Source organism: Polaribacter sp. IC066, assembly GCF_007997085.1.
In the GTDB taxonomy this organism is placed as follows: Bacteria; Bacteroidota; Bacteroidia; order Flavobacteriales; family Flavobacteriaceae; genus Polaribacter.
Map to the genome: position 1 here is coordinate 61368 of NZ_VORR01000009.1, position 25514 is coordinate 86881.

Here is a 25514-nt window from a genome sequence, read left to right on the forward strand (position 1 = left end):
TTTACGATTTTATGGTTGCGCGCAGTCGAAACCTAATTTAAGTATAGTTAATTTTTAATTTATAAAAACCTGTCAGTTATTAATTGCTGACAGGTTTTATTTTTATAGTTGAGCAATGCAAACAACAGAAATTTATTTCCCTAGTTTAGAAAATATAAAGGCAGCCGCCAAAAAATTAGAAGGAGTTGCTTATAAAACACCTTTGAATAAAAATAGCAATCTTTCTAAACAGTTTGATGCTACTATTTTATTTAAAAGAGAAGATTTGCAAGTTGTACGTTCTTATAAAATTAGAGGAGCTTATAATAAGATGTCTTCTTTAACTTCGGATGAAAAACAAAGAGGAATTGTGTGCGCTAGTGCAGGAAATCATGCACAAGGAGTAGCATTGTCTTGTAAACTATTACGAATAAAAGGCACTATTTTTATGCCTTCTCCAACACCAAACCAGAAAATAAACCAAGTAAAAATGTTTGGTGAAGATTTCATTGAAATAGTAATAGAAGGGGATACTTTTGATGATGCCTTTAACGCTGCAAAGCTAGAATGCGATTCAAAAGATAAAACCTTTATTCATCCTTTTAATGATAAAAAGGTAATTGAAGGGCAAGCAACGGTTGGTTTAGAAATAGTAGAGCAATCAACCGAAAAAATAGATTATGTTTTTGTTGCAATTGGTGGTGGAGGTTTATCAGCTGGTTTGTGTGGTGTTTTCAAAGAATTATCACCAGAAACAAAAATTATTGGGGTGGAGCCAGAAGGTGCTCCATCAATGTTAACATCCATAAAAAATAAAGAAATTATTGCTTTAGATACAATTGATTCTTTTGTAGATGGCGCAGCAGTAAAAAGAGTTGGTGATTTAAATTTTGCTATTTGCCAGCAAAAATTGCACGACATGATTACGGTTCCTGAAGGGAAAATATGTCAGATAATTTTAGACCTATATAATAAAGACGCCATTGTAGTAGAGCCCGCAGGCGCTTTAAGTATTGCTGCTTTAGATTATTTTGCGGATGAAATAAAAGGAAAAAATGTAGTTTGTATTGTTAGTGGCAGTAATAACGATATTACAAGAACCGCAGAAATTAAGGAAAGAGCATTATTGTATGCAAATTTAAAGCACTATTTCATTGTGAAATTTCCACAAAGAGCCGGAGCTTTAAAAGAATTTGTAGCAGAAATTTTAGGCCCTAATGACGATATTACATATTTCGAGTATACAAAGAAAAATAACAGGGCAAATGGTTCTGCTATTGTTGGTTTAGAGCTGAAATTATCGTCAGATTTAGAGCCAATCATTCTTAAAATGAAAGAAAGAAATTTTTATGGAGATTATTTAAATAATAAGCCAGATTTGTTGCAGCTTTTGGTGTAATTATAATTGAGTGGAGCGAAACTAAATAATTGGCTCTATTTATATTCGAAATAAATTTCACCTTTGCGGGCAAACTAAAATGTATAGACAATTATTTATAGTTAAATTTGATGTCACATAATGCGATGATTAATAATTTATTAGTTCTCTATTTTTATATAATTTTTTAAATCCAATTTATGAAAAGTACTTTTAAAGAAATACCCGATGAGTATAAAATCACTTCGCTTGTCAACCAAAATACATATTTAATTGGTGGTGAGCTGAAAGAATGGAAAGGTGCAAATGCAGCCGTGTATTCAACAATTTCATCAACAGAAGATTACAAGCCAACCTTGTTAGGTACAGTGCCAGATTTAACCGAAGATGAAGCTATAGAAGCTTTAAATGCGTCTTCGAAAGCCTATGGCAGAGGGCAAGGCTTATGGCCAACTATGAAAGTAGAGGGTAGAATTGCAGCCATGGAGAAATTTGTGGTTCAAATGAAAACCAAAAGGACAGAAATTGTAAAGCTGTTAATGTGGGAAATTGGAAAAGCCTTACCAGATTCAGAAAAAGAATTTGATAGAACAGTAGATTATATCTACGACACGATAGAGGATTATAAACAAATGGATAGAAATTCTGCAAAGTTCGAAAAGAACAGCGGAGTTCATGCACACATTAGAAGAGGTCCGTTAGGGATTGTTTTGTGTTTAGGTCCTTATAATTATCCTTTAAACGAAACTTTTGCCCTGTTAATTCCTGCTTTAATCATGGGAAATACGGTCATTTTTAAACCTGCAAAGCATGGTGTTTTGTTGCTATCTCCATTATTAGAAGCATTTCAAAATAGTTTTCCTGCTGGCGTTGTAAATATTATTTATGGTAGAGGAAGAACCTTGGCTACACCAATAATGAAAACCGGTTTGGTAGATGTTTTAGCATTGATAGGAAATAGTAAATCGGCAAATGCGATTCAGGCAAACCATCCGCAGAAAAATAGATTGCGATTAGTTTTAGGTTTAGAGGCTAAAAACCCAGCAATCGTTTTGCCAGATGCAGATTTAGATTTGGCGATTGATGAGTGTATTGCAGGGACAACCTCTTTTAATGGTCAGCGATGTACAGCGCTAAAAATAGTCTATGTGCATGAAGAGATTGTAGCGGAGTTTAACAAGCGCTTTGCAGAAAAAGTAGATGGGTTAAAGCTCGGGAATCCTTGGGAAAGTGGTGTAACATTAACGCCTTTACCAGAGCCAGGAAAGCCGGCATATATTCAAGAGTTAATTGATGATGCCACTGATAAAGGGGCGAAAATAATTAATAAAAAAGGAGGAGAAACTACAGAAAACTATATTTTTCCGGCAGTCTTATATCCTGTTTCAAAAGATTCTAGAGTTTTTGACGAAGAACAATTTGGTCCCGTAATACCTATTGTTTCTTTTAAAAATATTCAAGAGCCTTTAGATGACATGGCAGCTTCTAATTACGGCCAGCAAGTAAGTGTTTTTGGTAGTGAGGTAAAAACTTTAGCACCCTTAATAGATACTTTAGTAAATTTAGTATGTAGGGTTAATTTAAATAGTTCTTGCCAACGTGGGCCAGATGTATATCCTTTTACAGGAAGAAAAGATTCTGCTGTTGCTACTTTGAGTGTTCATGACGCGTTGCGTTCATTTTCAATTAGAACTTTTTTAGCGTCTAAAGATACCGCTTATAATAATGCCATTTTGCAAGAATTGTTAGATAAAAAGTCGTCTAATTTTATTAGTACAGATTATATTTTATAGTCATTTACCAATTGAGGCAATTAAAAAAAACATCAGAATTTTAAAATTCTGATGTTTTTTTTGTTACTAGATGATGGTAAGATTAGGGTAATAAGGTTATTTTCCTAAAGGGATAACAATCAATCCTGAAAATTTTTCAGAGAAATTAATCACGGCTTTATCTGCCTCTAACTTCGTTTTGTAATTTCCAACCAACACTTTCCAGTCAGGCTTATTATACTCAAGTTTCGTGTAAACATCAATAAAAGTAAGCTTAAATTTATTTTGTAAACTTCTAGCCTTGCTTTCGTTACCGTAATAAATTTGAATTCTATATCCATAGCCAAAAGAGCTATTGTAAGCTCTTTTTTTTGTAATTAATTGTTTAATTTCAATGCTGCTATTCGTCTTGTTTTGAGCTAAAAAATCATGGGTTCCAAAGATTAAAAAGAAAAACAAAAAGGTTAAAAAAGGGTTCTTTTTCATAAATAATATTTTTGCAAAAATAACGAGTACATTTAGATTTTAGTGCAAAATTACGTTATTTAGAACTGATATAAATTAAAATTTATCGGTCTTTTCCTTTTTAAAAATTTAGCAATAAGTAGTACTTTTGTCTGACTGTTCAAAAAGCGTTTTTTGAGCTATTTTATACACGATACTAAAAATAGTTTGTAAATATGAAAAGTGTAGCGTTACACAGTAAATTAATCAAAATTCTTTTAAAGAGTCTTGCAATCATTCTTTTTTTTGGTTTTAGTTTTTCATCTCAATCGCAAGATTTAGACGAAACTAAACAAAAAGAAGGGAGAAAGTTATTTAAATCATTATGTGCCTCTTGTCATAAATTAGATAAGAAACTAGTAGGTCCAATGCTTGGAGGCATTGAGGAAAGAAGAGAAAATTCTTGGTTACTTGCTTGGATTAAGAACAATGCTGCCTTAAGAGCGTCTGGAGATAGAGATGCCATTGCCGTTTATGAAGAATACAATGGTTCTGCAATGTCTGCTTTTCCGCAATTAAGCGATCAGCAAATCAATGATATTTTATATTATACCACAGTTGGTGATCCTGTTAAGAAAGTTGTTGCAGGCGCTCCCGTTGCTGGAGGTGTTGGAACTGATGGAGGAGGTTCTCCAAAATGGATACTTTATTTATTGGCAGGTGCCATAGTTGTTGCTTTTTTAATGATTGCTGGTTTACTGAAGCAGGTAAACGAGTTGAAAGGAAAGGCGAAGCCAGAAGTGCAATCTAACTTAAAAAGAGATTTACATGAGCTCTGGGAAGGTTTAAAAGCAAATACATTTTTGCAGGTTTTAGCAACACTATTTGTTCTATTGATGGGTGCTTATGTAGCTTTTGGAACGATTTTTAAAGTTGGTATAAATGAAGGGTATTCACCTTTACAGCCAATTGCATTTTCGCATAAAATTCACTCTGGTGAAAACAAAATCGAATGTCAGTATTGTCATTCATCGGCTAAACATAGTAAACATTCGGGAATTCCTTCTGTAAATGTCTGTATGAACTGTCACATGAATATTGCTGAAGTAGCGGAAGGTACGGTTGTAGAATGGGATGGAATAACATACGGAAAAGAAGAACTAGACAAAGAAATAGCTAAAGTTTATGTAGCTGCTGGTTGGGATCCTGAAAATTTAGTGTATACTGGAGATACACAGCCTATCAAATGGATTAGACTTCATAATTTACCTGATTTTGCTTATTTCAATCACTCACAACACGTTAAAGTAGGAGGGTTAGAATGCCAAAAATGTCATGGTCCTGTGGAGGAAATGGATGAAATGTATCAGTACTCTCCATTAACAATGGGTTGGTGTATTGATTGTCACAGAGAAACTAAAGTGGATTTAAAAGGAAACGAGTATTACGAAAAAATCCATAAAGAACTGGCCGAGAAATATGATGTAGAGCAAGTTACTATTGCACAATTAGGCGGTTTGGAATGTGGTAAATGCCACTATTAATAAAAAGATTCAAATATTAAAAGATTCAGAAAATTATTTTTTAAATTTTTTAATCCTTAAATAACAAATAAACAATGGCTTCAAACAAAAAATACTGGAAAAGTGTTGAGGAACTAAAAGGTAGTTCTATTGTTGAAACGATGAATAAAAATGAGTTTGTAGAAGCGATTTCAACAGATCAATTTTTAGGTGATAAAGAAACGTTAGAAAATTCTTCTACTTCACGTAGAGACTTTTTAAAATACGTTGGCTTTACAACCGCTGCTGCTTCTTTGGCTGCTTGTGAGGGTCCTGTTAGAAAATCGATTCCCTATGTAGTGCAACCAAATGATGTTATTGCTGGTGTGCCAGATTGGTATGCAACTTCAATGGCAGACGGGTATGACTTTGCAAATGTGTTGGTAAAAACACGTGAAGGTCGTCCAATTCAAATTATGCCAAATAAAGAGGCAAACGGAACGACAAGCGCTAGGGTACAAGCATCAGTTTTATCTTTGTATGACGAGAAATTACGTATTAAAGAGCCAACAAAAAATAAAGAAGTAATTGGTTGGAATCAGGCCGAAGACGAAATAAAAAATTCTTTAACTGATTTTAAAGACACGAATAAATCTGTCGTTTTATTAACAGGAACAATGGCAAGTCCTTCAACTGCAAAAATAGTAGAAGATTTTATTGCTGTTTATCCAAATGCAAAGCATGTAATATATGATGCGGTTTCAGAGTCTGCTGCCGCTGACGCTATGTTGGCAATGCACGGTAAGCGTACTTTACCAAATTATCACTTAAATAATGCAAAAACAATTGTTTCTTTCGGGGCAGATTTTTTAGGTGATTTTCATGGAGGTTTAGAAAAAGGGTATATTAATGGCAGAAAACCTGCTACTGGTCACATGTCTTACCATGTTCAGTTTGAAAGTAATATGTCACTAACTGGTGCAAACTCTGATAAAAGAGTGGTTGTAAAGCCCTCTGATCAAGTTTTTGCTTTGTTAAATTTATATAATGCAGTTACAGGTGAAAATGTTTTATCCAAAGCAACTCCTGTAGATGCAATCGTTAAGAAAATGGCTTTTGAATTAAAGAAGGCAGGCTCTAAAGGTGTTGTTCTAACAGGTTTAAATGATAAAAACGCGCAACTTATTGCTTTATCCATAAACAAAGCAATTGGTAGTGAAATTATTGATACGGTTAATACCTTAAATATACGTCAAGGAAATGACACCGCAGTTGCTCAATTAGTTTCAGATATGAAAGCTGGTACTATTGCAGGATTAGTTTCTTATAATGTAAACCCTATATATTCACTAGCAAATTCATCAGATTTTTCAGAAGGATTGAAAAAGGTTACTTTAAAAGTTGCTTTATCAACGGAAAATAATGAGACGGTTGATGCAATGGATTATGCATTGCCAACCCCACACTTTTTAGAATCTTGGGGGGATACGCAATTCGATCAAATTACTTATGGTTTAATGCAGCCAACAATTCAGCCATTATTTAATACACGTCAAGCGCAAGATATACTTTTAAATTTATCAGGTAGTTCTGTAAACTATTATGATTATTTGAAAGGCTTTGCAGCTGAAAATATTTTAAACGGAGCCTCATGGAATAAAGCATTGCATAATGGTTTCTTTAAAAGAGATGTTGTTGAAGAAGTAGCTCAAGAAAATGTTGAGATGGCACCTGTTTCTATGAATGCAGTTGCATCCGCATTAATGGGTAGTGTAAAGTCTTCAGGTTTTGAATTAAATTTGTATACAAAAATAGGTTTAGGAGATGGTAAGCAAGCGAACAATCCTTGGTTACAAGAATTTCCGGATCCAATAACAAGAACTTCTTGGGATAATTATTTAACTATGTCTATGGCAGATGCCAAAGAGTTAGGTTTTGAAAATCCTGTACAAGATAATGGTGCAATTAATGGAGATTATGCGAAGTTATCCATAAATGGTAAAGAGGTAGTTGTTCCGGTAATGGTACAACCAGGTCAGGCAAAGGGATCTGTTGGGTTAGCTTTGGGTTTTGGTAGAACTTTTGGTTTAAAAGAAGAAATGCAAGTAGGTGTAAATGCATATGCATTGTACATGAACGCTAATAATATACAGTACGGAGTAAAAGTAGAAAAAGTAGATGGGACGCATAGGTTTGCTTGTACGCAAGTACAAAAAACAATTGCAGGCCGTCATGATATTTTAAAAGTTGCTTCGTTAAAAGAATACAATACTGTAGCTCCTAAAGACCATGATAATGGTTGGAATAAGCCTTCTTATGTTTCTTATGATCATAAGGAAGTAGAGGCGAACACAATTGATTTATGGGATGAGCATAATAGAGAGATGGGGCATCACTTCAACTTATCTATTGATTTAACATCTTGTACCGGTTGTGGTGCTTGTGTTGTTGCTTGTCATGCAGAGAATAACGTGCCAGTTGTTGGTAAAGATGAAGTAAGAGTTGGTAGAGATATGCACTGGTTGCGTATTGATAGATATTATTCTTCGGAGGTTGAAACAAGAGAAGATGCTAAAGAATTAGGATTGGGTATTGCTGCAACGTATGAAGGTTTAGAAACAGAGGCAGAAAACCCAGAGGTTACTTTTCAACCAATGATGTGTCAACATTGTAATCACGCTCCTTGTGAGACTGTTTGTCCTGTTGCTGCAACAACGCACGGTCGTCAAGGGCAAAATCAAATGACTTACAACAGATGTGTCGGTACAAGATATTGTGCAAACAACTGTCCTTATAGAGTTCGTCGTTTCAATTGGTTCAGATATGCAGACAACAACGAGTTCGATTTTAACATGAATAACCAATATGGTAAAATGGTGTTAAATCCAGATGTAGTTGTTCGTTCTAGAGGAGTTATGGAGAAATGTTCAATGTGTATTCAATTAACACAGGCAACAATTTTAAAGGCGAAAAAAGAAGGAAGAGCAGTGAACACTGATGAGTTTGAAACAGCATGTTCATCTGCTTGTACTACAGGTGCTTTGGTTTTTGGCGATATCAATAATAAAGAAGATCAAGTAACTGCTTTAGTAGAGGATAAAAGAGCTTACAATGTATTAGATTACTTACAGACGAAACCTAATGTAATCTACCAAGTGAAAATTAGAAATACAAACGAAGCGTAGTTAAATTTAACCTATAAAATATGTCTCATTACGAATCACCCATAAGGGAACCTTTAGTATTAGGTGATAAAACTTATCACGATATTACCGAAGACATTGTTAAACCTATAGAGGGTAAGGCAAATAAGAATTGGTACATTGCGTTCTATATTTCTTTAGCAGCAATGCTTTGGGGATTTGGATGTATCTTTTACACTGTAGGAACAGGTATTGGAGTTTGGGGATTGAACAAGAACATTGGTTGGGCTTGGGATATTACAAACTTTGTATGGTGGGTAGGTATCGGTCACGCGGGGACTTTAATTTCAGCGGTACTTTTATTATTCCGTCAGAAATGGAGAATGGCGATTAACCGTTCTGCGGAAGCAATGACAATTTTCGCGGTTTTTCAAGCAGGATTGTTTCCAATTATTCACATGGGAAGGCCTTGGAATGCTTATTGGGTTCTACCACTTCCCAATCAATTTGGGTCTTTGTGGGTAAACTTTAACTCTCCTCTGTTGTGGGATGTTTTTGCAATTTCGACGTATTTATCGGTATCATTGGTTTTTTGGTGGACAGGTTTATTGCCAGATTTTGCAATGATTCGTGATAGAGCTGTAAAGCCTTTTCAAAAGAAAATTTATGCTTTACTATCATTCGGTTGGTCTGGTAGAGCAAAAGATTGGCAGCGTTTCGAAGAAGTATCTTTAGTTTTGGCTGGTTTAGCAACACCACTTGTACTTTCGGTGCATACAATTGTATCGATGGATTTTGCTACATCAATCAATCCGGGTTGGCACTCAACAATATTTCCACCTTATTTCGTAGCTGGAGCAATTTTTTCAGGATTTGCAATGGTGCAAACGCTGTTAGGAATTATGCGTAAGGTTACTAATCTAGAGGATTATATTACTCGTATGCACATCGAATATATGAATATTGTAATTATTTTAACAGGGGGTATTGTAGCAGTTGCATATGCAACTGAATTCTTTATTGCCTGGTATACAGGTTCCCCTTATGAAAACTATACGTATCTATCTGTAGGAGCAGCAACAGGTCCTTACGCTTGGGCATTTTATTCATTATTGTTCTTTAATATTCTTACGCCACAGTTATTATGGTTTAAGAAAATTAGAAGAAGCTTTATGTGGACATTTGTCATATCAATAGCAATTAATATTGGTATGTGGTTTGAGCGTTTCGATATAATTGCAATTGTATTAAGTAAAGGTCATTTACCTTCTACTTGGTGGCGTTTTGAACCAACGTTTGTTGATGTTGGTATTTTCATAGGAACAATAGGATTTTTCTTTGTGTTATTTTTATTATATGCAAGGACTTTCCCTGTAATCGCGCAAGCAGAAGTAAAGACAATATTAAAGTCTTCGGGCGAATTTTATAAGAAGAGAAGCGAACAAGGTATTCCTACAAAACCAGCAATCGTTCTCTTGAATAATGATACAATGGAAATTAACCCTGATAATAATAAAAAAGAATAAGTATGGAATCATCAAAGGTTATTCATGCGTTTTATAATGATGATGAAATTTTGCTAGATGCAGTAAAGGCTGTGAAAGCAGAACATCATCAAATAGAAGAAATTTTTTGTCCATTTCCAGTTCATGGTTTAGACAAAGCAATGGGATTAGCACCAACAAGATTAGCGATCACGGCTTTCTTTTATGGTTGTACAGGGTTAGCATTCGCTATTTGGATGACAAATTACATGATGATTGAAGATTGGCCTATGGATATTGGTGGTAAGCCAAGCTTTTCTTGGATAGAAAATATGCCAGCTTTCGTGCCAATTATGTTTGAGTTAACAGTTTTCTTTGCGGCGCATTTAATGGTAATTACGTTTTATATGAGAAGTAGAATTTGGCCATTTAAAGAAGCAGAGAATCCAGACCCAAGAACTACAGATGATCATTTTTTAATGGAAATTCCTGTAAAAGATAATGTAGAAGAATTAACTGCATTATTAACGAAAACAGGTGCTGTAGAAATTAATGTAGTAGATAAGCACTAATATATAGAGGATGAAAAGTTTAAAATTAATTATCGCTTTGCTAATTTTTGTAAGTTTTATTTCTTGCAATAATAAAAGAACTCCGCAGGTTGAATACATGCCAGATATGTATGTTTCAATTCCGTATGATGCAGATGATGCTGAAGGATTAAATGGAAACCCTGTGAATAGTAAGCCGGTAGGAGGAACTATACCAGTTGGAGGCCATCCTTCTTATGATATTGCAGATACTCCTGAAGGATATGAAAAAGCAAAAATTGAATTAAAAAATCCTTTAGCTTCTTCTGAAGAGAATTTAGAGAACGGAAAAGCAATGTATGAAATATATTGTATTTCATGCCACGGTAAGAAGGGTGACGGAAATGGATATTTATCCCAAGCAGAGAAATTTGAGGGGATCCCAAATTATAAGGATAGAGATATAACTGCAGGTAGTGTTTATCATGTTCTTATACATGGTAAAAATTTAATGGGCTCTCACTCGGGTCAATTAACGTATAACGAACGCTGGCAAATTATTCATTATGTGGAACAATTGCGTGCAGATTTATTAAAATAATAACATAAAGATAGAATACGAAAGATATGTATCAATTCTCGGGTAAATTAAAAATGTTATCATTTGCACTAATTATTTTTGGGGCAATAGGTATTGGTGTAGGCTTTTTAAGTACGCCAGGTTCTGTTGATGACGTAAAGGAAATGTTGTCACAAGAGTCTTCTCAAGAAGATGGGCATGAATCAACGAATCAGGATGCTTCGGTAAACGATCACAATGAAAGTACCAAAGTTATAGGTTTAGATCATGGTGATGCTGTTCATGGCGAACATGATGATGAACATGCGGAGCATGTGTATCATCAACTTAAAAATAGACCTTGGTCAGCAGTATATGTTTCTTTATTTTTCTTTTTAGGAATTTCATTATTAGTGCTGGCTTTTTATGCTTCGCAGAGAGTTGCACAATCAGCTTGGTCAGTAGTGTTGTTTAGAGTGATGGAAGCGATAACCGCGAATTTGGTGCCAACTTCGATCATTATGGTATTAGTAATTTTGTCGGCATCAGTATTTCACTGGAATCACATGTTCGTATGGATGACAGAGGGTACATTCGATCCGACAAGTGAAAATTATGATGCGATTGTAGATGGTAAATCATGGTGGATAAATGCTACTGGATGGACAATTAGAGGAATAGTATATTTAGCGATTTGGAATGCTTACAGATGGTATATTCGTAAAAACTCTATTGCAGAAGATACTGCCAATGATAATAATAAAACATACAAAAAGAATTATAATGTATCAGTAGGATTTTTGTTTCTTTTTATGGTTACCGAAACATTGATGTCTTGGGATTGGATTATGGGTCTGGATCCACACTGGTTCTCAACATTATTTGGTTGGTACATATTATCTAGTTTGTTAGTAAGTGCCTTAACGGTAATTGCTTTTGTAACGATTTATTTGCGATCACAAGGAGCTTTGCCAGGTGTGAATGATAGTCATGTGCATGATTTAGCAAAATTTATGTTTGGTTTTTCTATATTTTGGACCTACTTATGGTTTTCTCAATTTATGCTAATATGGTATGCAGATATTCCGGAAGAAACAACTTATTTTGTTGCTCGTTTTGAGGAGTACAAAGTACCTTTTTTAGCAATGGTTGTAATGAATTTTGTTTTTCCTGTACTATTGTTATTAAATAGTGATTATAAAAGTATTCCTTGGTTTATTGTTATTGGGGGTGTTGTAATTTTAGGAGGACATTATATCGATATTTTTGTAATGGTAATGCCAGCTACAGTAGGTGGTCAGTGGTATTTCGGATTTCCGGAAATTGGTGCCGTGCTTTTCTTTTTAGGAATTTTTATATATACTGTGTTTAGTTCGTTTGCAAAAGCGAACCCGATACCTAAAGGAAATCCTTTCTTAAAAGAAAGCGAACAATTTCATTACTATAATATAGAACACAGAGGAGAAAGTTCAGGAGATCATCATTAATAAATTAAGATTTAAATAATTAAGACAGTATATATATGTTAGCTCTATTTTATATTTTTATAGGTGTTGCGATAGGTGTAAGTTTTTGGCAAATTACTCGAATTTTAGATTTTAGAGGAGTTATCGCTAATGATAAAGACAACTCGAAACAAGGTAAGTATGCACTATATTTCATGGTTTTTTTATATGCCATGATGATCTATTGCCTAATAGCCTTGAACGTTTTAATGTTGCCAGAATCGGCTTCAATTGAAGGTGAACATGACGATAGATTATTTGATATAACATTTTGGTTAATTGGAATTGTACAATTTTTTATGCAGTTTTTAATCTTCTATTTTACTTTTAAATATAGAGGTAAGAAAACGAATAAAGCAAAATTTTATGCAGACAGTCACAAATTAGAGTTGATTTGGACGGTAACTCCAGCTATAGTTTTAGTTGTGTTAATCGGTTACGGTTTATGGCAGTGGAATAATATAATGGATTTATCTGATGAAGATGCAGTGGTGATAGAAGTATATTCTCAACAGTTTAGATGGGATGCTCGCTATGCAGGTGAAGATAATACATTGGGCAGAGGAAATGTCAATTATATCGATATCAATAATCTAAATACTATGGGTGTTGATATGTCTGATGTAAATGCGCAAGATGATATCCAAGTAACGGAACTATATTTGCCTAAAGGTAGAAAAGTCCATTTCCAGTTTCGATCACAAGATGTATTGCATTCGGCGTATATGCCACATTTTAGAGCACAAATGAATTGTGTTCCAGGAATGACTACCGAGTTTGGTTTTACTCCAAAGTACACAACCGAAGAGATGAGGCAGCAACCAGAGGTAATGGCCAAAACAAGGGGAATCAATAAAATAAGAAATGCAAAAGGAGAAGAATTGTACGAATTTGATTACATCTTATTGTGTAATAAAATCTGTGGGGCTTCTCATTACAGCATGCAAATGAAAATTACAGTTGTAGAGCAAGAAGAGTACGACAAATGGATTGCACTTCAACCAACTTTAGCTACAGTTCTCACAAAATAAAAAAAAAATTCACTACAAATAAATAGTATTATGTCAGAAAATCATAAAGAAACGTTTGTAACAAAATATATTTTCAGTCAAGATCATAAGATGATTTCTAAACAATTCCTTGTAACAGGAATTTTTATGGGAGTTATAGCCGTGCTCATGTCTATGTTATTTAGGTTACAATTGGCATGGCCAGACACATCATTTTCAATTATTGAAGCCTTTTTAGGACCGCATCAAACAGACGGTGTAATGAGTCCAGATATCTATCTGGCTTTAGTTACCATACATGGTACGATCATGGTGTTTTTTGTATTAACGGCCGGATTAAGTGGTACTTTTTCTAACTTATTAATTCCATTGCAAATTGGAGCAAGAGATATGGCTTCTGGTTTTATGAACATGGTGTCTTATTGGTTATTTTTTATATCGAGTATAATCATGGTGTTCTCATTATTTTTAGAAGCAGGACCGGCGTCTGCAGGATGGACGGTTTATCCACCATTAAGCGCATTGCCACAAGCAATTCCAGGATCTGGAGCGGGTATGACTTTTTGGTTAGTATCGATGGCGATATTTGTTGCCTCCTCATTAATAGGTGCGCTAAATTATATCGTTACGGTTTTTAATTTAAGAACTAAAGGGATGAAAATGACAAGATTACCATTAACAATTTGGGCATTTTTTATCACAGCGATTATTGGTGTGGTTTCGTTTCCTGTATTACTATCAGCGGCTCTTTTACTACTTTTTGATAGAAGTTTTGGAACATCGTTTTATTTATCCGATATTTTTATTTCAGGAGAGGTGTTGCATTATCAAGGTGGATCGCCGGTATTATATGAGCATTTATTTTGGTTTTTAGGGCATCCAGAGGTTTATATTGTATTGTTGCCTGCATTAGGTATTACATCAGAAATTATTTCTACAAATGCTAGAAAGCCAATTTTTGGATATAGAGCAATGGTAATGTCTATTATGGCAATTGCATTTTTATCAACAATTGTTTGGGGGCATCACATGTTTGTTTCAGGAATGAATCCATTTTTAGGATCGGTATTTACATTTACAACGTTGTTGATTGCAATTCCGTCTGCTGTAAAAGCATTTAATTATGTCACAACGCTCTGGAAAGGTAATTTACAGTTAAACCCAGCAATGTTATTTTCAATCGGATTAGTTTCAACATTTGTAACAGGTGGTTTAACAGGTCTAGTTTTAGGAGATTCTGCTTTAGATATAAATATTCATGATACGTATTTCGTTGTAGCGCATTTCCACTTAGTAATGGGTATTTCTGCAATATTCGGAATGTATGCCGGTATTTATCACTGGTTTCCAAAAATGTATGGTAGAATGATGAATAAGACATTAGGGTATTGGCACTTTTGGATTACCATAATTACAGCGTATGGGGTATTCTGGCCAATGCATTTTATTGGATTAGCCGGATTACCACGTAGATATTATTCAAACACAGCATTTCCTATGTTTGACGATTTAGCAGATGTGAATGTGGTTATTACAATTTTTGCTTTAGTTGGTGGGGTTGCTCAAATAATATTTTTAGCAAATTTCTTTATCTCGATGTATAGAGGCGAGAAAGCAACACAAAACCCTTGGAGGTCTAATACATTAGAGTGGACAACTCCAGTAGAACATGTTCATGGAAACTGGCCAGGTAAATTACCTGAAGTACATAGATGGCCATATGATTATAGTAAGCGGGTAGATGCCGATGATGATGACAGTGATTATTTACATGGTGAAGATTTTGTTTTACAAACAACACCTTTATTAGAGGGCGAAGAAGCTTCATAGTATTTTAAATCTTTCTAAATATAAAACCTTTTCAAATTTGGAAAGGTTTTTTGTTATGTAACAAAACTTACACAGCATCTATTCTATTTTCTATTATCTTTGTAGTATGAATGAAAATTTGAACCCAGATAACGATAATTTATCGAATGAAGATCTAGACGTTGAAAAAAAGTTACGTCCGTTATCTTTCGAAGATTTTTCAGGACAAGACCAAGCAATTGATAATCTAAAGATTTTTGTAGAGGCAGCTAATCAAAGAGGAGAGGCTTTAGATCATACGTTATTTCACGGTCCTCCAGGTTTAGGAAAAACAACCTTAGCGCATATTTTAGCAAACGAACTGCAAGTTGGTATTAAGGTAACATCAGGTCCGGTATTAGACAAGCCAGGAGATTTAGCAGGGTTGTTGACAAATTTAGACGAAAGAGATGTGCTTTTCATAGATGAAATACATCGATTAAGTCCTATTGTTGAAGAATATTTATATTCTGCCATGGAAGATTATAAGATTGACATCATGATTGAATCTGGGCCAAATGCCCGTACAGTTCAGATTAATTTAGAACCGTTCACGTTAATCGGTGCAACTACGCGTTCAGGATTGTTAACAGCCCCGATGCGAGCTCGTTTTGGCATTAGCAGCAGATTGCATTATTATTCAACAGAATTGTTAACCACTATTATCCAAAGAAGTTCTCATATTTTAGGAGTTCCTATTTCGATGGAATCGGCTATTGAGATTGCCGGAAGAAGTAGAGGAACACCAAGGATTGCAAATGCACTTTTACGAAGAGTTCGAGATTTTGCACAAATAAAGGGGGACGGAAAAATTTCTATAGAAATAGCAAAATATGCTTTAAAGGCTCTGAATGTAGATGCACACGGTTTGGATGAAATGGATAATAAAATTTTAGCCACAATTATCGATAAATTTAAAGGAGGCCCTGTTGGTTTGAGCACAATTGCAACGGCGGTTTCAGAAAATACAGAAACTATTGAAGAAGTATATGAGCCGTTTCTAATTCAGCAAGGATTTATCATGAGAACTCCGAGAGGAAGAGAAGTAACAGATTTAGCGTATAAACATCTAGGTAGAGAAAAAGGAAGAAATCAAGGAGAATTGTTCTAATACAGGAGTAAGCTTTAGGCGATAAGCATAAAGCATACTGCCCAAAGCATGTAGCCAAGAATGAATATTAAAAAAATAATACCAATTTTAGAATGGTTACCAAATTACAATAAATCGCTTTTTAAAGGTGATTTATTTGCGGGTATTACTGTGGGTATTATTTTAATTCCACAAGGAATTGCATACGCTTTAATTGCAGGGTTGCCACCAATTTATGGTTTATACTGCGCTTTAGTTCCGCAAGTAATGTATGCTATTTTTGGCTCATCAAGACAAGTAGCAATTGGGCCAGTAGCTATGGATTCTCTAATTGTAGCTACAGGAGTTTCTACGGTAGCGTTAGCGGGTTCAGAAAGTTATATAGCAATAGCTATTTTACTAGGTTTGTTAGTGGGTGCAATTCAATTTATTTTGGGTATTTTTAGTTTAGGTTTTATCGTAAATTTTTTGTCAAAACCAGTAATTACCGGCTTTACGTCTGCTGTAGCTTTAATTATAGGTTTTAATCAATTTAGAAATTTGCTGGGTGTAGACTTTATTCAGAGTGATCAAATTCAGGATATTGTTAAAGATATCTGGTTTCATATAGCAAGTTTTAATAAACACACAACGATAATAGGATTGATATCTGTGATCATAATCGTTCTTTTTAGGATGATTGATAAAAAAATTCCGAATGCATTAATTGTAGTTATTTTGGGTATTTTAATCATGAAATATTTCGGAAAAAGTTTTAATGACGTATCAATTGTAAAAGAGATCCCTTCAGGTTTACCTGTATTTGGTATTCCAGAATTTGATGTAGATCTTATTAGAGAACTTTTACCAATCGCCTTTACATTGGTTATGGTTGGTTATTTAGAAATTATATCCATCGGTAAATCTTTAGAGGCAAAACAAGATGAATACAGAATAAGACCCAACCAAGAATTAATTGCTTTAGGATTGAGTAATATGGTCGGTTCTCTTTTTAAAGCATATCCATCAACATCTAGTTTTTCACGTTCTGCAATTAATCAAGAAAGCGGTGCAAAAACAGGAATGGCTTCTTTGGTTTCTGTGGTAATGGTTGTTTTAACTTTACTTTTTTTAACACCTTTATTTTATTATTTACCAAAAACAGTATTGGCTGCAATTATTATTGTGGCGGTTTTTGGGTTGATAAACTTTAAAGAAGCTATCTTTTTATGGAGGGCAAATAATTTAGATTTCTGGTTAATGATGGCAACGTTTTTGGCAACGTTATTATTAGGGATTGAAAACGGAATTATGGTAGGCGTTAGTTTGTCGTTAATTGTATTAATATATAGAACATCAAGACCTTATGTAACAGAACTTGGAAAAGTGCCTCATTCTAATTTTTATAGAAACAAAAACAGGTTTGAAGAAGTACTAATTGATTCAGATATTTTAGTGTTTCGATTTGATGCGCAATTATTTTATGCAAATTCAAGTTATTTTAGAGATAAGTTAGATGAGATGGCCGATAAAAAAGGAAAGTCATTAAAATTAATTGTATTGGACGCAGAAAGTATTAATAGGGTAGATAGCACGGGTGTTGAGATGCTGAAAGAGCGAATTAGATTTTATCAAAAAAAAGATGTTAAATTTTATTTTGCAGGCGTTAAAGGTCCTGTGAGAGATGATTTATTTAAAAGCGGAATTTTAGAAATTATAGACATCAATCACTTTTTTATGAGAGCGAACCAAGCCGTTAAATTTTACAAAACAGGAGATAGAAAACATCAAGAAAAATATGCAAAATACATACATCAAGCATATAAATAAACTGATAATTATCATTTGAGGACCAATCCTTTAAATGTAATTTTAGCACGTAGTTATTCTTTTACAAACGTATACGCTGAACTGGTTTCAGTATCAAAAACTTGTAGAAACTAAATTTAAAAATATGATTATAGAACAAATTTACACAGGCTGTTTAGCACAAGGAGCTTATTACATAGAAAGTAACGGCGAAGTTGCTATTATAGATCCATTAAGAGAAGTACAAGATTATATAGACAAAGCCGAAAAAGCAAACTCAAAAGTAAAGTATATTTTTGAAACACATTTTCATGCAGATTTTGTGAGCGGTCATGTAACGTTGGCAGAAAAAACAGGAGCAAAAATAGTTTTCGGTCCTACAGCAAAAACAAATTTTGAAGCTACTATCGCCAAAGACAATCAAGTCTTTAAAGTAGGCAATATTACCATAACTGTTTTGCATACGCCGGGCCATACAATGGAAAGTTCATGTTATTTATTAAAAGATGAAAACGGAAAAGATCATGCACTTTTTAGTGGAGATACTCTTTTTTTAGGTGATGTTGGTAGACCTGATTTAGCACAAAAAGGAGCTATTACAGAAGAAGATTTAGCAGGTTTTTTATTCGATAGTCTGCGTAATAAAGTAATGTGTTTGGCAGATGATGTGATCGTATATCCTGCACACGGAGCGGGCTCTGCTTGTGGTAAAAATTTAAGCAAAGATACTGTGGGCACAATTGGCAATCAAAAAGAAACCAACTATGCGTTAAGAGCAGCTATGACAAAGCAAGAATTTATTAAGGAAGTCACAGATGGTTTATTACCACCACCTGCTTATTTCCCATTAAATGTAAAGTTAAATAAAGAAGGGTATCAAGATATAGATACCGTTATAGAAAATAGTGCAAAACCACTATCTGTAAAGGCTTTTGAGATTCATGCAAATGAAACAAATGCTTTAATTTTAGATGTAAGGCATCAATCAGAATTTATTAAAGGGTTTATTCCGCAATCTATATTTATTGGTTTGGGCGGTACTTTTGCACCTTGGGTTGGTGCTTTAATTAAAGACATTAAACAACCTATTTTATTGGTAACGCCAGAAGGAGAAGAAAAAGGAACAATTATTCGGCTTTCTCGTGTAGGTTTCGATAATGTAATTGGTTATTTAGATGGTAGTTTTGCTTCATGGAAAAATGCAAATAAAGAAATAGATACGTTAGAATCTATTTCTGCGGATGTTTTAGAGGATAAAATTAAAGAAGATGCCATTGTTTTTGATGTTAGAAAGCCAGGTGAATTTGAGAGCGAGCATATAAAAGTGGCACAAAGCACACCTTTAGATTTTTTAAATAATTATATTTCAGAATTCCCTAAAAAAGGTAATTTCTATGTGCATTGCGCTGGCGGTTATCGTTCTGTAATTGCATCTTCTATTTTAAAAGCAGGCGGGTTTCATAATGTTATTGATGTTTCTGGAGGTTTTGCCGCAATTAGAAATACAACAATAGAGAGAACCGCAGAAGTTTGTCCGTCAACGTTAAAATAAACAAAATGAAAAAAGTTTTTTGTCTTTTATTGATGAGTTTTTTCTTCATCAATTGTAGCTCGCAAAAAGAATTTAATTCGATAACCACATCAGAGTTAAAAGTTTTATTAGAACAAGATTACATTCAATTATTAGATGTAAGAACAGCAACAGAAATTGAAGATGGTTTTATAAAAACGGCAAAATTTGCGGATTATTTTGCTGAAGACTTTTACACAAAAGCAAGCAATCAATTAGATAAAGAGAAGACTGTTTATGTGTATTGCAGATCAGGCAATAGAAGTAGTAAATCTGCTAAAATATTGCAAGATAACGGCTTTAAAGTTGTGAACGTTTTAGGAGGATATAAACAGTGGGAAAAAGAAAATTAGAAATGAGGAAAGCAGAAATAGAAGTAGAAAATTTAAAATGTGGTGGTTGCGCTGCAACCATAAAAAAAGGATTATTAAGTTTAGAGGGCATCGAAGATGTTACTATTCATATAGAGAACTCTTTAGTTTCTGTAACTTCTAAAACAGCTGTTTTAACAGCAGTAAAAGAAAGATTATCGAAACTAGGCTATCCAGAAGTTGGTGATAAAAATACGGTTTTACACAAGGCTAAATCTTTTGTTAGTTGCGCGGTTGGTAAGATAGATTCCTAAATTAGTGTACTTCATAAAAAGAGCATAAAAACTTTATAAAGTAAGGTTTTTATGCTCTTTTTTTCATTATTTTAGGGTTATGAAAAAAATAATAATTGCTATTTTATTCATAGCTAATTTTAGCTATGCTCAAGAAAAAATCCCTTTTATCGATTATGCAGAAATAAAAGAACAAATTATAAAGAGTTCTTCTGACGAAGAGTACGAAAAGACGCTTTTGCTTATTGATAAAATCAATAAAAACGATTCGATATTCTATACACTTTTAACGTCTAAAGCATATTATTTACTACAACTAGAAAAGTATGAGGAGGCTATTAAAGTTGCCGAAAAAGGGATAAAGGATGTGCATGAAGATTCTAAAGTTTTTTTTTACGTAAATAAAGGCGTTGCCTTCACAAATTTAGAAAGATACGACGAGGCTATAGATACGTATAGTCAAGGTATTAAAATGTATCCTAAAAATTATTTGTTACACTTTAATAAGGCGGTAGTTTTAGAAACGCAGGGCAAATTAAATGAAGCAGTATTTTTCTACAAAGAGAGCATCATTTTAAATCCTTTGAATAGAAAACCTCATTTACAAATTGGTAATATTTATTATAAACAAGAAAGATTAACGCAGGCTTTGATGTGTTTTAATCTGTACCTTTTGCTAGAGCCCGATGCAGATGGTGCCTTTGAAGTTTTAAAATCTTTAAATAGTGCGGTGGTTGCCAAAAACCCTAATGAAAGAAATATTGATTTAGAACTCGAGGATGCAGATGATTCTTATGAAGATATAGATCTTGTTTTAAGTAGTAAAATTGCCATGAGTGAAAAGTATGAGACGGGCAATCTTATCAATATCGCCTTAACAAAACAAAATCATGCCATGATAGAAAAGTTGAAAAACTTTGATGGTATCGATAACTTTTGGACTCAAAAGTATATGCCAATTTATAATTGGATTTCAGAAAACAATCATTTTAACAACTTTGCGTACACAGTATCTTACGCTATAGAAAACGAAAAATACAAAAAGATTATTGAGAAAAATACTGAAAACATTACAGCTTTTTTAGGTGCTTTTAAAACGAAATGGGTGGAGCTCGTTTCTAAAAATAAGGTTGCCTTAAACGGAACAAAACAAGAAGTGTTTTCTGAATATGATGGCGATTTTGTAAATGCTATCGGAAAAAAGGAAAATGGAATTTCAGTGGGATCTTGGGAATTCTTTAATGAATCTGGACAGCTAATTGCAATTGGCAACTTTAATAGCGAAGAGAAAAAAATTGGCGAATGGACTTGGTTTAACTATCTGAATAAAATAAAAGAAACGGCTTCTTATAAAGATGGCAAATTAGATGGGAAGAATTTTATGTTTTATAATTCCGAAAAAAAATATGTAAACGCAAACTATAAAAACGATGAATTAGAGGGCGAATATGAATATTTTAACGATAAAGGAGCTTTAATGCAAAGAAAACACTTTGCACAGGGTATGTTAGAAGGGGTGTATACATCTTACTTTAAAGTAGGAGAAGATATCGCGGAGTTTATAATTCCGTACAAAAATGATTTGGTAGATGGTGAAGTTCAAGAATTTTATGCAAACGGAGATATGTATGAAAAAACAAATTATGTTGCCGATAAAATTAATGGAGTTGTAACAAAATATTATCACAATAATAAAATTTCTTCTGAAATAGAATATGTAGATGGCGATTTAAACGGAAGTTATAAAAGCTATTTCACAAGTGGTCAAATCTCTGAAATTGGTCAAAGTATAGATGGTTTTTATGATGGCGAATGGAAAACTTTTTATGAAGACGGAATTCTTGAAAGTGAATTTACCTATAAGAAAGGAAACCTTGATGATCTCTATAAATTCTACGATACAGATGGTAAATTGTATTACGAATACGTCTATAGGAAAGGAGAAATGATTTCGTACACGTTTTTTGTAAAAGATGGTGCTGTCTTAAAAGAAGGCAAAAAGAAAGGTGGCGCGTTTTTCTACGAGGGGTATTCTTCTAAAGGAAATAAAACTTCTGAAGGGCTATATGATATTTCTGGAGGAAAAATAGGAGAATGGAAATTTTATACCAATAACGGGATTTTAAAAGGAAAAGGGAATTTTGTAGAAAATAAAACAGACGGAGATTATTTTGAATATAATAAAAATGGAGAGATTGCTTCTATTACTCCTTATAAAGAAGATGTTTTAAACGGGTACTACGTAAATTATCACAGTACAAAAAAAATGAAATCTCAAGGCTGGTATAAAAATGGGGAAATGCACGGGGAATGGAGATATTATTATCAAGATGGTGCAAAAGAAGCAGTGAACTTTTTTCATAAAGGCAAATTACACGGAGTTCAAGAATATTATAGCGTAGATGGTACGTTAAGTTCTACTTCTAAATTTAGTTTTGGCGACCATTTGTTAGACACAATTTTTGATAAAGACGGCAATACCTTTCAAGAAATAAATTATACGCCCAAAGAGAATAATTTTATTGTAAAATTAAAGCACTTTAACGGAAATACAGAAACAGAAGTAGCTTATGTAAACGGAGTAAAACACGGCGGTTATAAGGGTTTTTATTATAATGGAAATAAAAAAGTAACAGGTGGTTATGTAAACGGAGAGCAAAACGGGGTGTGGACCTGGTACGCTGAAACAGGAGAAATAGAAAGTACAACTCCTTATTTAATAGGAAAAGTGAATGGTAAACTAATAAATTATTATAAAAATGAAGCCGTAGAAGCTGAATATACTTATGAAAACGGAGTAGAGGTAGGTACTGATATCAGGTATTATAAGAATGGTAAAACAGAAACTACCACTCAACTTTATAAGGGCAAAGTGCATGGTAGAAAAGAATTTTACGCGCCTTCTGGAAAACTACAACTGGTAAGGTTTTATAACCATGACCAGTTAATTGGTTATAGTTATTTAGATAAAAACGGAATAGAAGTTGAGATGATTGGTTTGCCAAACGAAACAGGAAAAATAACTGCTTTTTATGATAACGGGAAACCTTCTAAAATTATGGAGTATAAAAACGGAGATATAATACATAATTATAAATCTTTCTTTTATGCCGGTAATTTAGAGGAGGAAATGACGTTTTTAGATGCTGTTTATAATGGTGAAAAAACAGCGTATTTTTTAAACGGAAAATTAAAAGAGGTTTCTAACTATGTTCAGGGAGATTTATCAGGTAAAACAACCATTTACTATGACAACGGTAATAAGAAAGAAGAAAAAATATACCTAAATAATTTACAACACGGAGTATCAAATTACTTTGATGTAAAAGGTAAATTAGCAAAGAAAAAGGAATACATAAATGGAAAAATATACAAAGTTGAAACGTTTTAAACTATCGTTATTAATCGTATTTATAGGATTAATTCCTGAAATACAAGCGCAGTATTCTCAAGATTTTAATACGTACAGTACATTATATCCAGAGTCTACAAAAGTTAGGTTACAGCAAGAAATGGTCATAACAATTACTGCGGATAAGGGCGAAATTAGTATCAAACAAGAAATTTTAGAAGAAGATTTGTTTTTAAATGAATCTGCAACGTATAACTCTAAAAATAGTTTGAATTTTTCATCGTTTTTTGAATTGGATAAAATTGAAGCTTCTTCATATTCTTATGAAAACGATACGTATGTAGAGACAGCAGTAGAAAAATTTACAGAAAAAGACGAATTAGATGAATCTTTTTATGACGATTCTACAACGTTAAGTTTTATTTATTCGAATTTAAAAAAAGGTTCTAAAGCAAAATTAAAATATTCACAAATTATTAAAAATCCGCGTTTTTTAAGTCCTTTTTATTTTGGTGATTATTTTCCGGTGATCAAAAACAAAATTACCATTATAGCAGATAAAGATATTACGCTAAATTTTAAAGAGTTTAACATCAAAGAAGGCGCTATTAAATTCACCAAAGAAGAAAAGCGAAAAAGCATCATTTATATTTGGGAGGCTAATAATAAGGATAAGTATGAGTTTGAAGTTGGCAGCCCAAGTTATAAAACCTTTTTACCACATATTGTGCCTATTATTACTTCTTACAAAGTAAAAAAAGAGACAAAAAAGGTTTTAGGCGAAGTTTCAGATTTGTACAATTGGTATTATTCTCTCGTAGAAAATATAAATACAGAAAGTCCAGATGCAGAACTCATTGCATTGGTAAAAGAAATTACGGCTGATAAGAAAACAGAACTAGAAAAAGTAAAGGCCATTTATTATTGGACTCAAAAAAACATCAAATATATCGCGTTTGAATATGCGTTGGGTGGTTTTATACCGCGAGAATCTAACGATGTTTTTAAAAAGAAATATGGCGATTGTAAAGACAATTCTAGTATTTTGTACAGTATGTTAAAAATTGCAGGCATCAAAGGAAATTTAACGTGGATCGGTACACGAAGTATTCCGTATACCTATGAAGAAGTTCCGACGCCTGTAGTAGATAACCACATGATTCTTTCTTATGAAAACGAAGGTCAAACCTATTATTTAGATGCTACGGGTAGGTATATAAAATTTGGTTTGCCAACATCTTTTATCCAAGGAAAAGAGGCTTTAGTGTCTTACGGTAAAGATTTTAAAATTAAAAAAGTTCCTGTTGTAGCAGCAAAAGAAAATGCACTTATAGACAGTACAACGATAAAGATTAAAAACGGCATTATTGCTGGGAGTTCTAAAACAGCGATAAGTGGTTATTTAAAGATAGATTATTTTAATGCTTTAGAAAATGATGATACAGAAACAAAATTAAAGCAGTTTTATAACAATACCTTTTCTAAAGGAAACAATAAGTTTTTAATAAAGAGCTTTCAAGAAACGAATAAATACGACTATGATAAAGATTTTATCGTAGCCTATAGCTTTGAAATTGATAATTATGCTAAAAAATTAGGCGATGAAATTTACATCAACCTAAATTTAAATAAAGATCTTTCTAGTTTTAAAACAGATAAAAAAAGGAAAACAGCAATAGAGTACGAGTATAAAAGACAGTATAATTACACCACAACACTAGAAATTCCCGAAGGGTATAAAGTAGATTATATTCCAGAATCAGTGTCTTTTTCTACTAAATTATTAACTTCAAAAATAAGCTATGTGTTGGCTAAAAATCATATGGTATACACACATACAATCACCCTAGATTTTTTAGTGTTAAGTCTTGAAGAACAGCAAACAGTAAATGCAGAAATTAAAAAGATTGAAAAAAATTATAAAGAAATAGTAGTCTTAAAAAAAATATAAAAATC

General features: G+C 33.3%; 18 protein-coding genes. 17 read left to right on the plus strand and 1 reads right to left on the minus strand.

The window, feature by feature from the left end; all coding sequences use genetic code 11:
* Nucleotides 1-115: 115 nt before the first annotated feature.
* Entirely contained in the window at nucleotides 116-1378 is a 1263-nt protein-coding gene (gene ilvA / locus ES044_RS04630) for a threonine ammonia-lyase IlvA (protein WP_147118094.1), read from the plus strand.
* A gap of 179 nt (nucleotides 1379-1557) precedes the next feature.
* Entirely contained in the window at nucleotides 1558-3150 is a 1593-nt protein-coding gene (locus tag ES044_RS04635; RefSeq protein WP_147118093.1) for an NADP-dependent glyceraldehyde-3-phosphate dehydrogenase, read from the plus strand.
* 96 nt (nucleotides 3151-3246) lie between these two features.
* Here ES044_RS04635 and ES044_RS04640 read toward each other — a convergent pair whose 3' ends face one another.
* Nucleotides 3247-3615 (minus strand): SPOR domain-containing protein, encoded by a 369-nt coding sequence (locus ES044_RS04640; protein WP_147118092.1) that lies wholly within the window; start codon nucleotides 3613-3615, stop codon nucleotides 3247-3249.
* Nucleotides 3616-3809: 194 nt separating this feature from the next.
* On the opposite strand from ES044_RS04640, the gene ES044_RS04645 reads away from it, so the two are divergent.
* The 15 genes from ES044_RS04645 (at nucleotide 3810) to ES044_RS04715 (ending at nucleotide 25509) form a co-directional block, all read left to right on the plus strand.
* On the plus strand, nucleotides 3810-5117 hold the full coding sequence (locus ES044_RS04645) for a c-type cytochrome (protein ID WP_147118091.1): 1308 nt from the start codon (nucleotides 3810-3812) through the stop codon (nucleotides 5115-5117).
* A 74-nt stretch (nucleotides 5118-5191) separates the two neighbouring features.
* Nucleotides 5192-8260: a TAT-variant-translocated molybdopterin oxidoreductase gene (locus ES044_RS04650; RefSeq protein ID WP_147118090.1), complete on the plus strand. Its 3069-nt coding sequence runs from the start codon at nucleotides 5192-5194 to the stop codon at nucleotides 8258-8260.
* Between the two features lie 20 nt (nucleotides 8261-8280).
* Entirely contained in the window at nucleotides 8281-9744 is a 1464-nt protein-coding gene (nrfD, locus tag ES044_RS04655) for an NrfD/PsrC family molybdoenzyme membrane anchor subunit (RefSeq protein WP_147118089.1), read from the plus strand.
* Nucleotides 9745-9746: 2 nt separating this feature from the next.
* On the plus strand, nucleotides 9747-10274 hold the full coding sequence (locus ES044_RS04660) for a DUF3341 domain-containing protein (RefSeq protein ID WP_147118088.1): 528 nt from the start codon (nucleotides 9747-9749) through the stop codon (nucleotides 10272-10274).
* Nucleotides 10275-10284: 10 nt separating this feature from the next.
* Nucleotides 10285-10833 (plus strand): c-type cytochrome, encoded by a 549-nt coding sequence (locus ES044_RS04665; protein ID WP_189663179.1) that lies wholly within the window; start codon nucleotides 10285-10287, stop codon nucleotides 10831-10833.
* Nucleotides 10834-10859: 26 nt separating this feature from the next.
* Nucleotides 10860-12278: a quinol:cytochrome C oxidoreductase gene (locus ES044_RS04670; RefSeq protein WP_147118087.1), complete on the plus strand. Its 1419-nt coding sequence runs from the start codon at nucleotides 10860-10862 to the stop codon at nucleotides 12276-12278.
* Between the two features lie 35 nt (nucleotides 12279-12313).
* A complete protein-coding gene (locus tag ES044_RS04675) occupies nucleotides 12314-13327 on the plus strand; it encodes a cytochrome c oxidase subunit II (protein ID WP_147118086.1) in 1014 nt (337 codons plus the stop codon).
* 30 nt (nucleotides 13328-13357) lie between these two features.
* Entirely contained in the window at nucleotides 13358-15136 is a 1779-nt protein-coding gene (locus tag ES044_RS04680) for a cbb3-type cytochrome c oxidase subunit I (RefSeq protein ID WP_147118085.1), read from the plus strand.
* Between the two features lie 106 nt (nucleotides 15137-15242).
* Nucleotides 15243-16265, plus strand: coding sequence for a Holliday junction branch migration DNA helicase RuvB (gene ruvB / locus ES044_RS04685; RefSeq protein WP_147118084.1), 1023 nt, complete (start codon nucleotides 15243-15245; stop codon nucleotides 16263-16265).
* A gap of 60 nt (nucleotides 16266-16325) precedes the next feature.
* Nucleotides 16326-18053 carry a SulP family inorganic anion transporter gene (locus ES044_RS04690; protein WP_147118083.1) on the plus strand — a complete coding sequence of 576 codons (1728 nt, stop codon included), beginning with the start codon at nucleotides 16326-16328 and terminating at the stop codon, nucleotides 18051-18053.
* Between the two features lie 124 nt (nucleotides 18054-18177).
* A complete protein-coding gene (locus ES044_RS04695) occupies nucleotides 18178-19584 on the plus strand; it encodes an MBL fold metallo-hydrolase (RefSeq protein ID WP_147118082.1) in 1407 nt (468 codons plus the stop codon).
* A gap of 5 nt (nucleotides 19585-19589) precedes the next feature.
* Nucleotides 19590-19955 (plus strand): rhodanese-like domain-containing protein, encoded by a 366-nt coding sequence (locus ES044_RS04700; protein WP_223269114.1) that lies wholly within the window; start codon nucleotides 19590-19592, stop codon nucleotides 19953-19955.
* 2 nt (nucleotides 19956-19957) lie between these two features.
* Nucleotides 19958-20227, plus strand: coding sequence for a heavy-metal-associated domain-containing protein (locus ES044_RS04705; RefSeq protein WP_147118134.1), 270 nt, complete (start codon nucleotides 19958-19960; stop codon nucleotides 20225-20227).
* Between the two features lie 79 nt (nucleotides 20228-20306).
* Nucleotides 20307-23597 carry a tetratricopeptide repeat protein gene (locus ES044_RS04710; RefSeq protein ID WP_147118081.1) on the plus strand — a complete coding sequence of 1097 codons (3291 nt, stop codon included), beginning with the start codon at nucleotides 20307-20309 and terminating at the stop codon, nucleotides 23595-23597.
* Nucleotides 23566-25509, plus strand: coding sequence for a DUF3857 domain-containing protein (locus ES044_RS04715; RefSeq protein WP_147118080.1), 1944 nt, complete (start codon nucleotides 23566-23568; stop codon nucleotides 25507-25509). Before ES044_RS04710 ends, ES044_RS04715 begins: the two co-directional genes overlap by 32 nt.
* The last annotated feature ends 5 nt before the right edge of the window (nucleotides 25510-25514 follow it).

Excerpts from the sequence above, each read along its gene's own strand:
- ES044_RS04650 (WP_147118090.1), top strand. The coding sequence starts at position 5,192 with ATGGCTTCAAACAAAAAATACTGGAAAAGTGTTGAGGAACTAAAAGGT.
- ES044_RS04710 (WP_147118081.1), top strand. The coding sequence starts at position 20,307 with ATGAAAAAAATAATAATTGCTATTTTATTCATAGCTAATTTTAGCTAT.
- ES044_RS04690 (WP_147118083.1), top strand. The coding sequence starts at position 16,326 with ATGAATATTAAAAAAATAATACCAATTTTAGAATGGTTACCAAATTAC.
- ES044_RS04635 (WP_147118093.1), top strand. The coding sequence starts at position 1,558 with ATGAAAAGTACTTTTAAAGAAATACCCGATGAGTATAAAATCACTTCG.
- nrfD (WP_147118089.1), top strand. The coding sequence starts at position 8,281 with ATGTCTCATTACGAATCACCCATAAGGGAACCTTTAGTATTAGGTGAT.
- ES044_RS04705 (WP_147118134.1), top strand. The coding sequence starts at position 19,958 with ATGAGGAAAGCAGAAATAGAAGTAGAAAATTTAAAATGTGGTGGTTGC.
- ES044_RS04675 (WP_147118086.1), top strand. The coding sequence starts at position 12,314 with ATGTTAGCTCTATTTTATATTTTTATAGGTGTTGCGATAGGTGTAAGT.
- ilvA (WP_147118094.1), top strand. The coding sequence starts at position 116 with ATGCAAACAACAGAAATTTATTTCCCTAGTTTAGAAAATATAAAGGCA.
- ES044_RS04715 (WP_147118080.1), top strand. The coding sequence starts at position 23,566 with ATGGAAAAATATACAAAGTTGAAACGTTTTAAACTATCGTTATTAATC.
- ruvB (WP_147118084.1), top strand. The coding sequence starts at position 15,243 with ATGAATGAAAATTTGAACCCAGATAACGATAATTTATCGAATGAAGAT.
- ES044_RS04660 (WP_147118088.1), top strand. The coding sequence starts at position 9,747 with ATGGAATCATCAAAGGTTATTCATGCGTTTTATAATGATGATGAAATT.
- ES044_RS04665 (WP_189663179.1), top strand. The coding sequence starts at position 10,285 with ATGAAAAGTTTAAAATTAATTATCGCTTTGCTAATTTTTGTAAGTTTT.
- ES044_RS04680 (WP_147118085.1), top strand. The coding sequence starts at position 13,358 with ATGTCAGAAAATCATAAAGAAACGTTTGTAACAAAATATATTTTCAGT.
- ES044_RS04700 (WP_223269114.1), top strand. The coding sequence starts at position 19,590 with ATGAAAAAAGTTTTTTGTCTTTTATTGATGAGTTTTTTCTTCATCAAT.
- ES044_RS04670 (WP_147118087.1), top strand. The coding sequence starts at position 10,860 with ATGTATCAATTCTCGGGTAAATTAAAAATGTTATCATTTGCACTAATT.
- ES044_RS04640 (WP_147118092.1), bottom strand. The coding sequence starts at position 3,615 with ATGAAAAAGAACCCTTTTTTAACCTTTTTGTTTTTCTTTTTAATCTTT.
- ES044_RS04695 (WP_147118082.1), top strand. The coding sequence starts at position 18,178 with ATGATTATAGAACAAATTTACACAGGCTGTTTAGCACAAGGAGCTTAT.
- ES044_RS04645 (WP_147118091.1), top strand. The coding sequence starts at position 3,810 with ATGAAAAGTGTAGCGTTACACAGTAAATTAATCAAAATTCTTTTAAAG.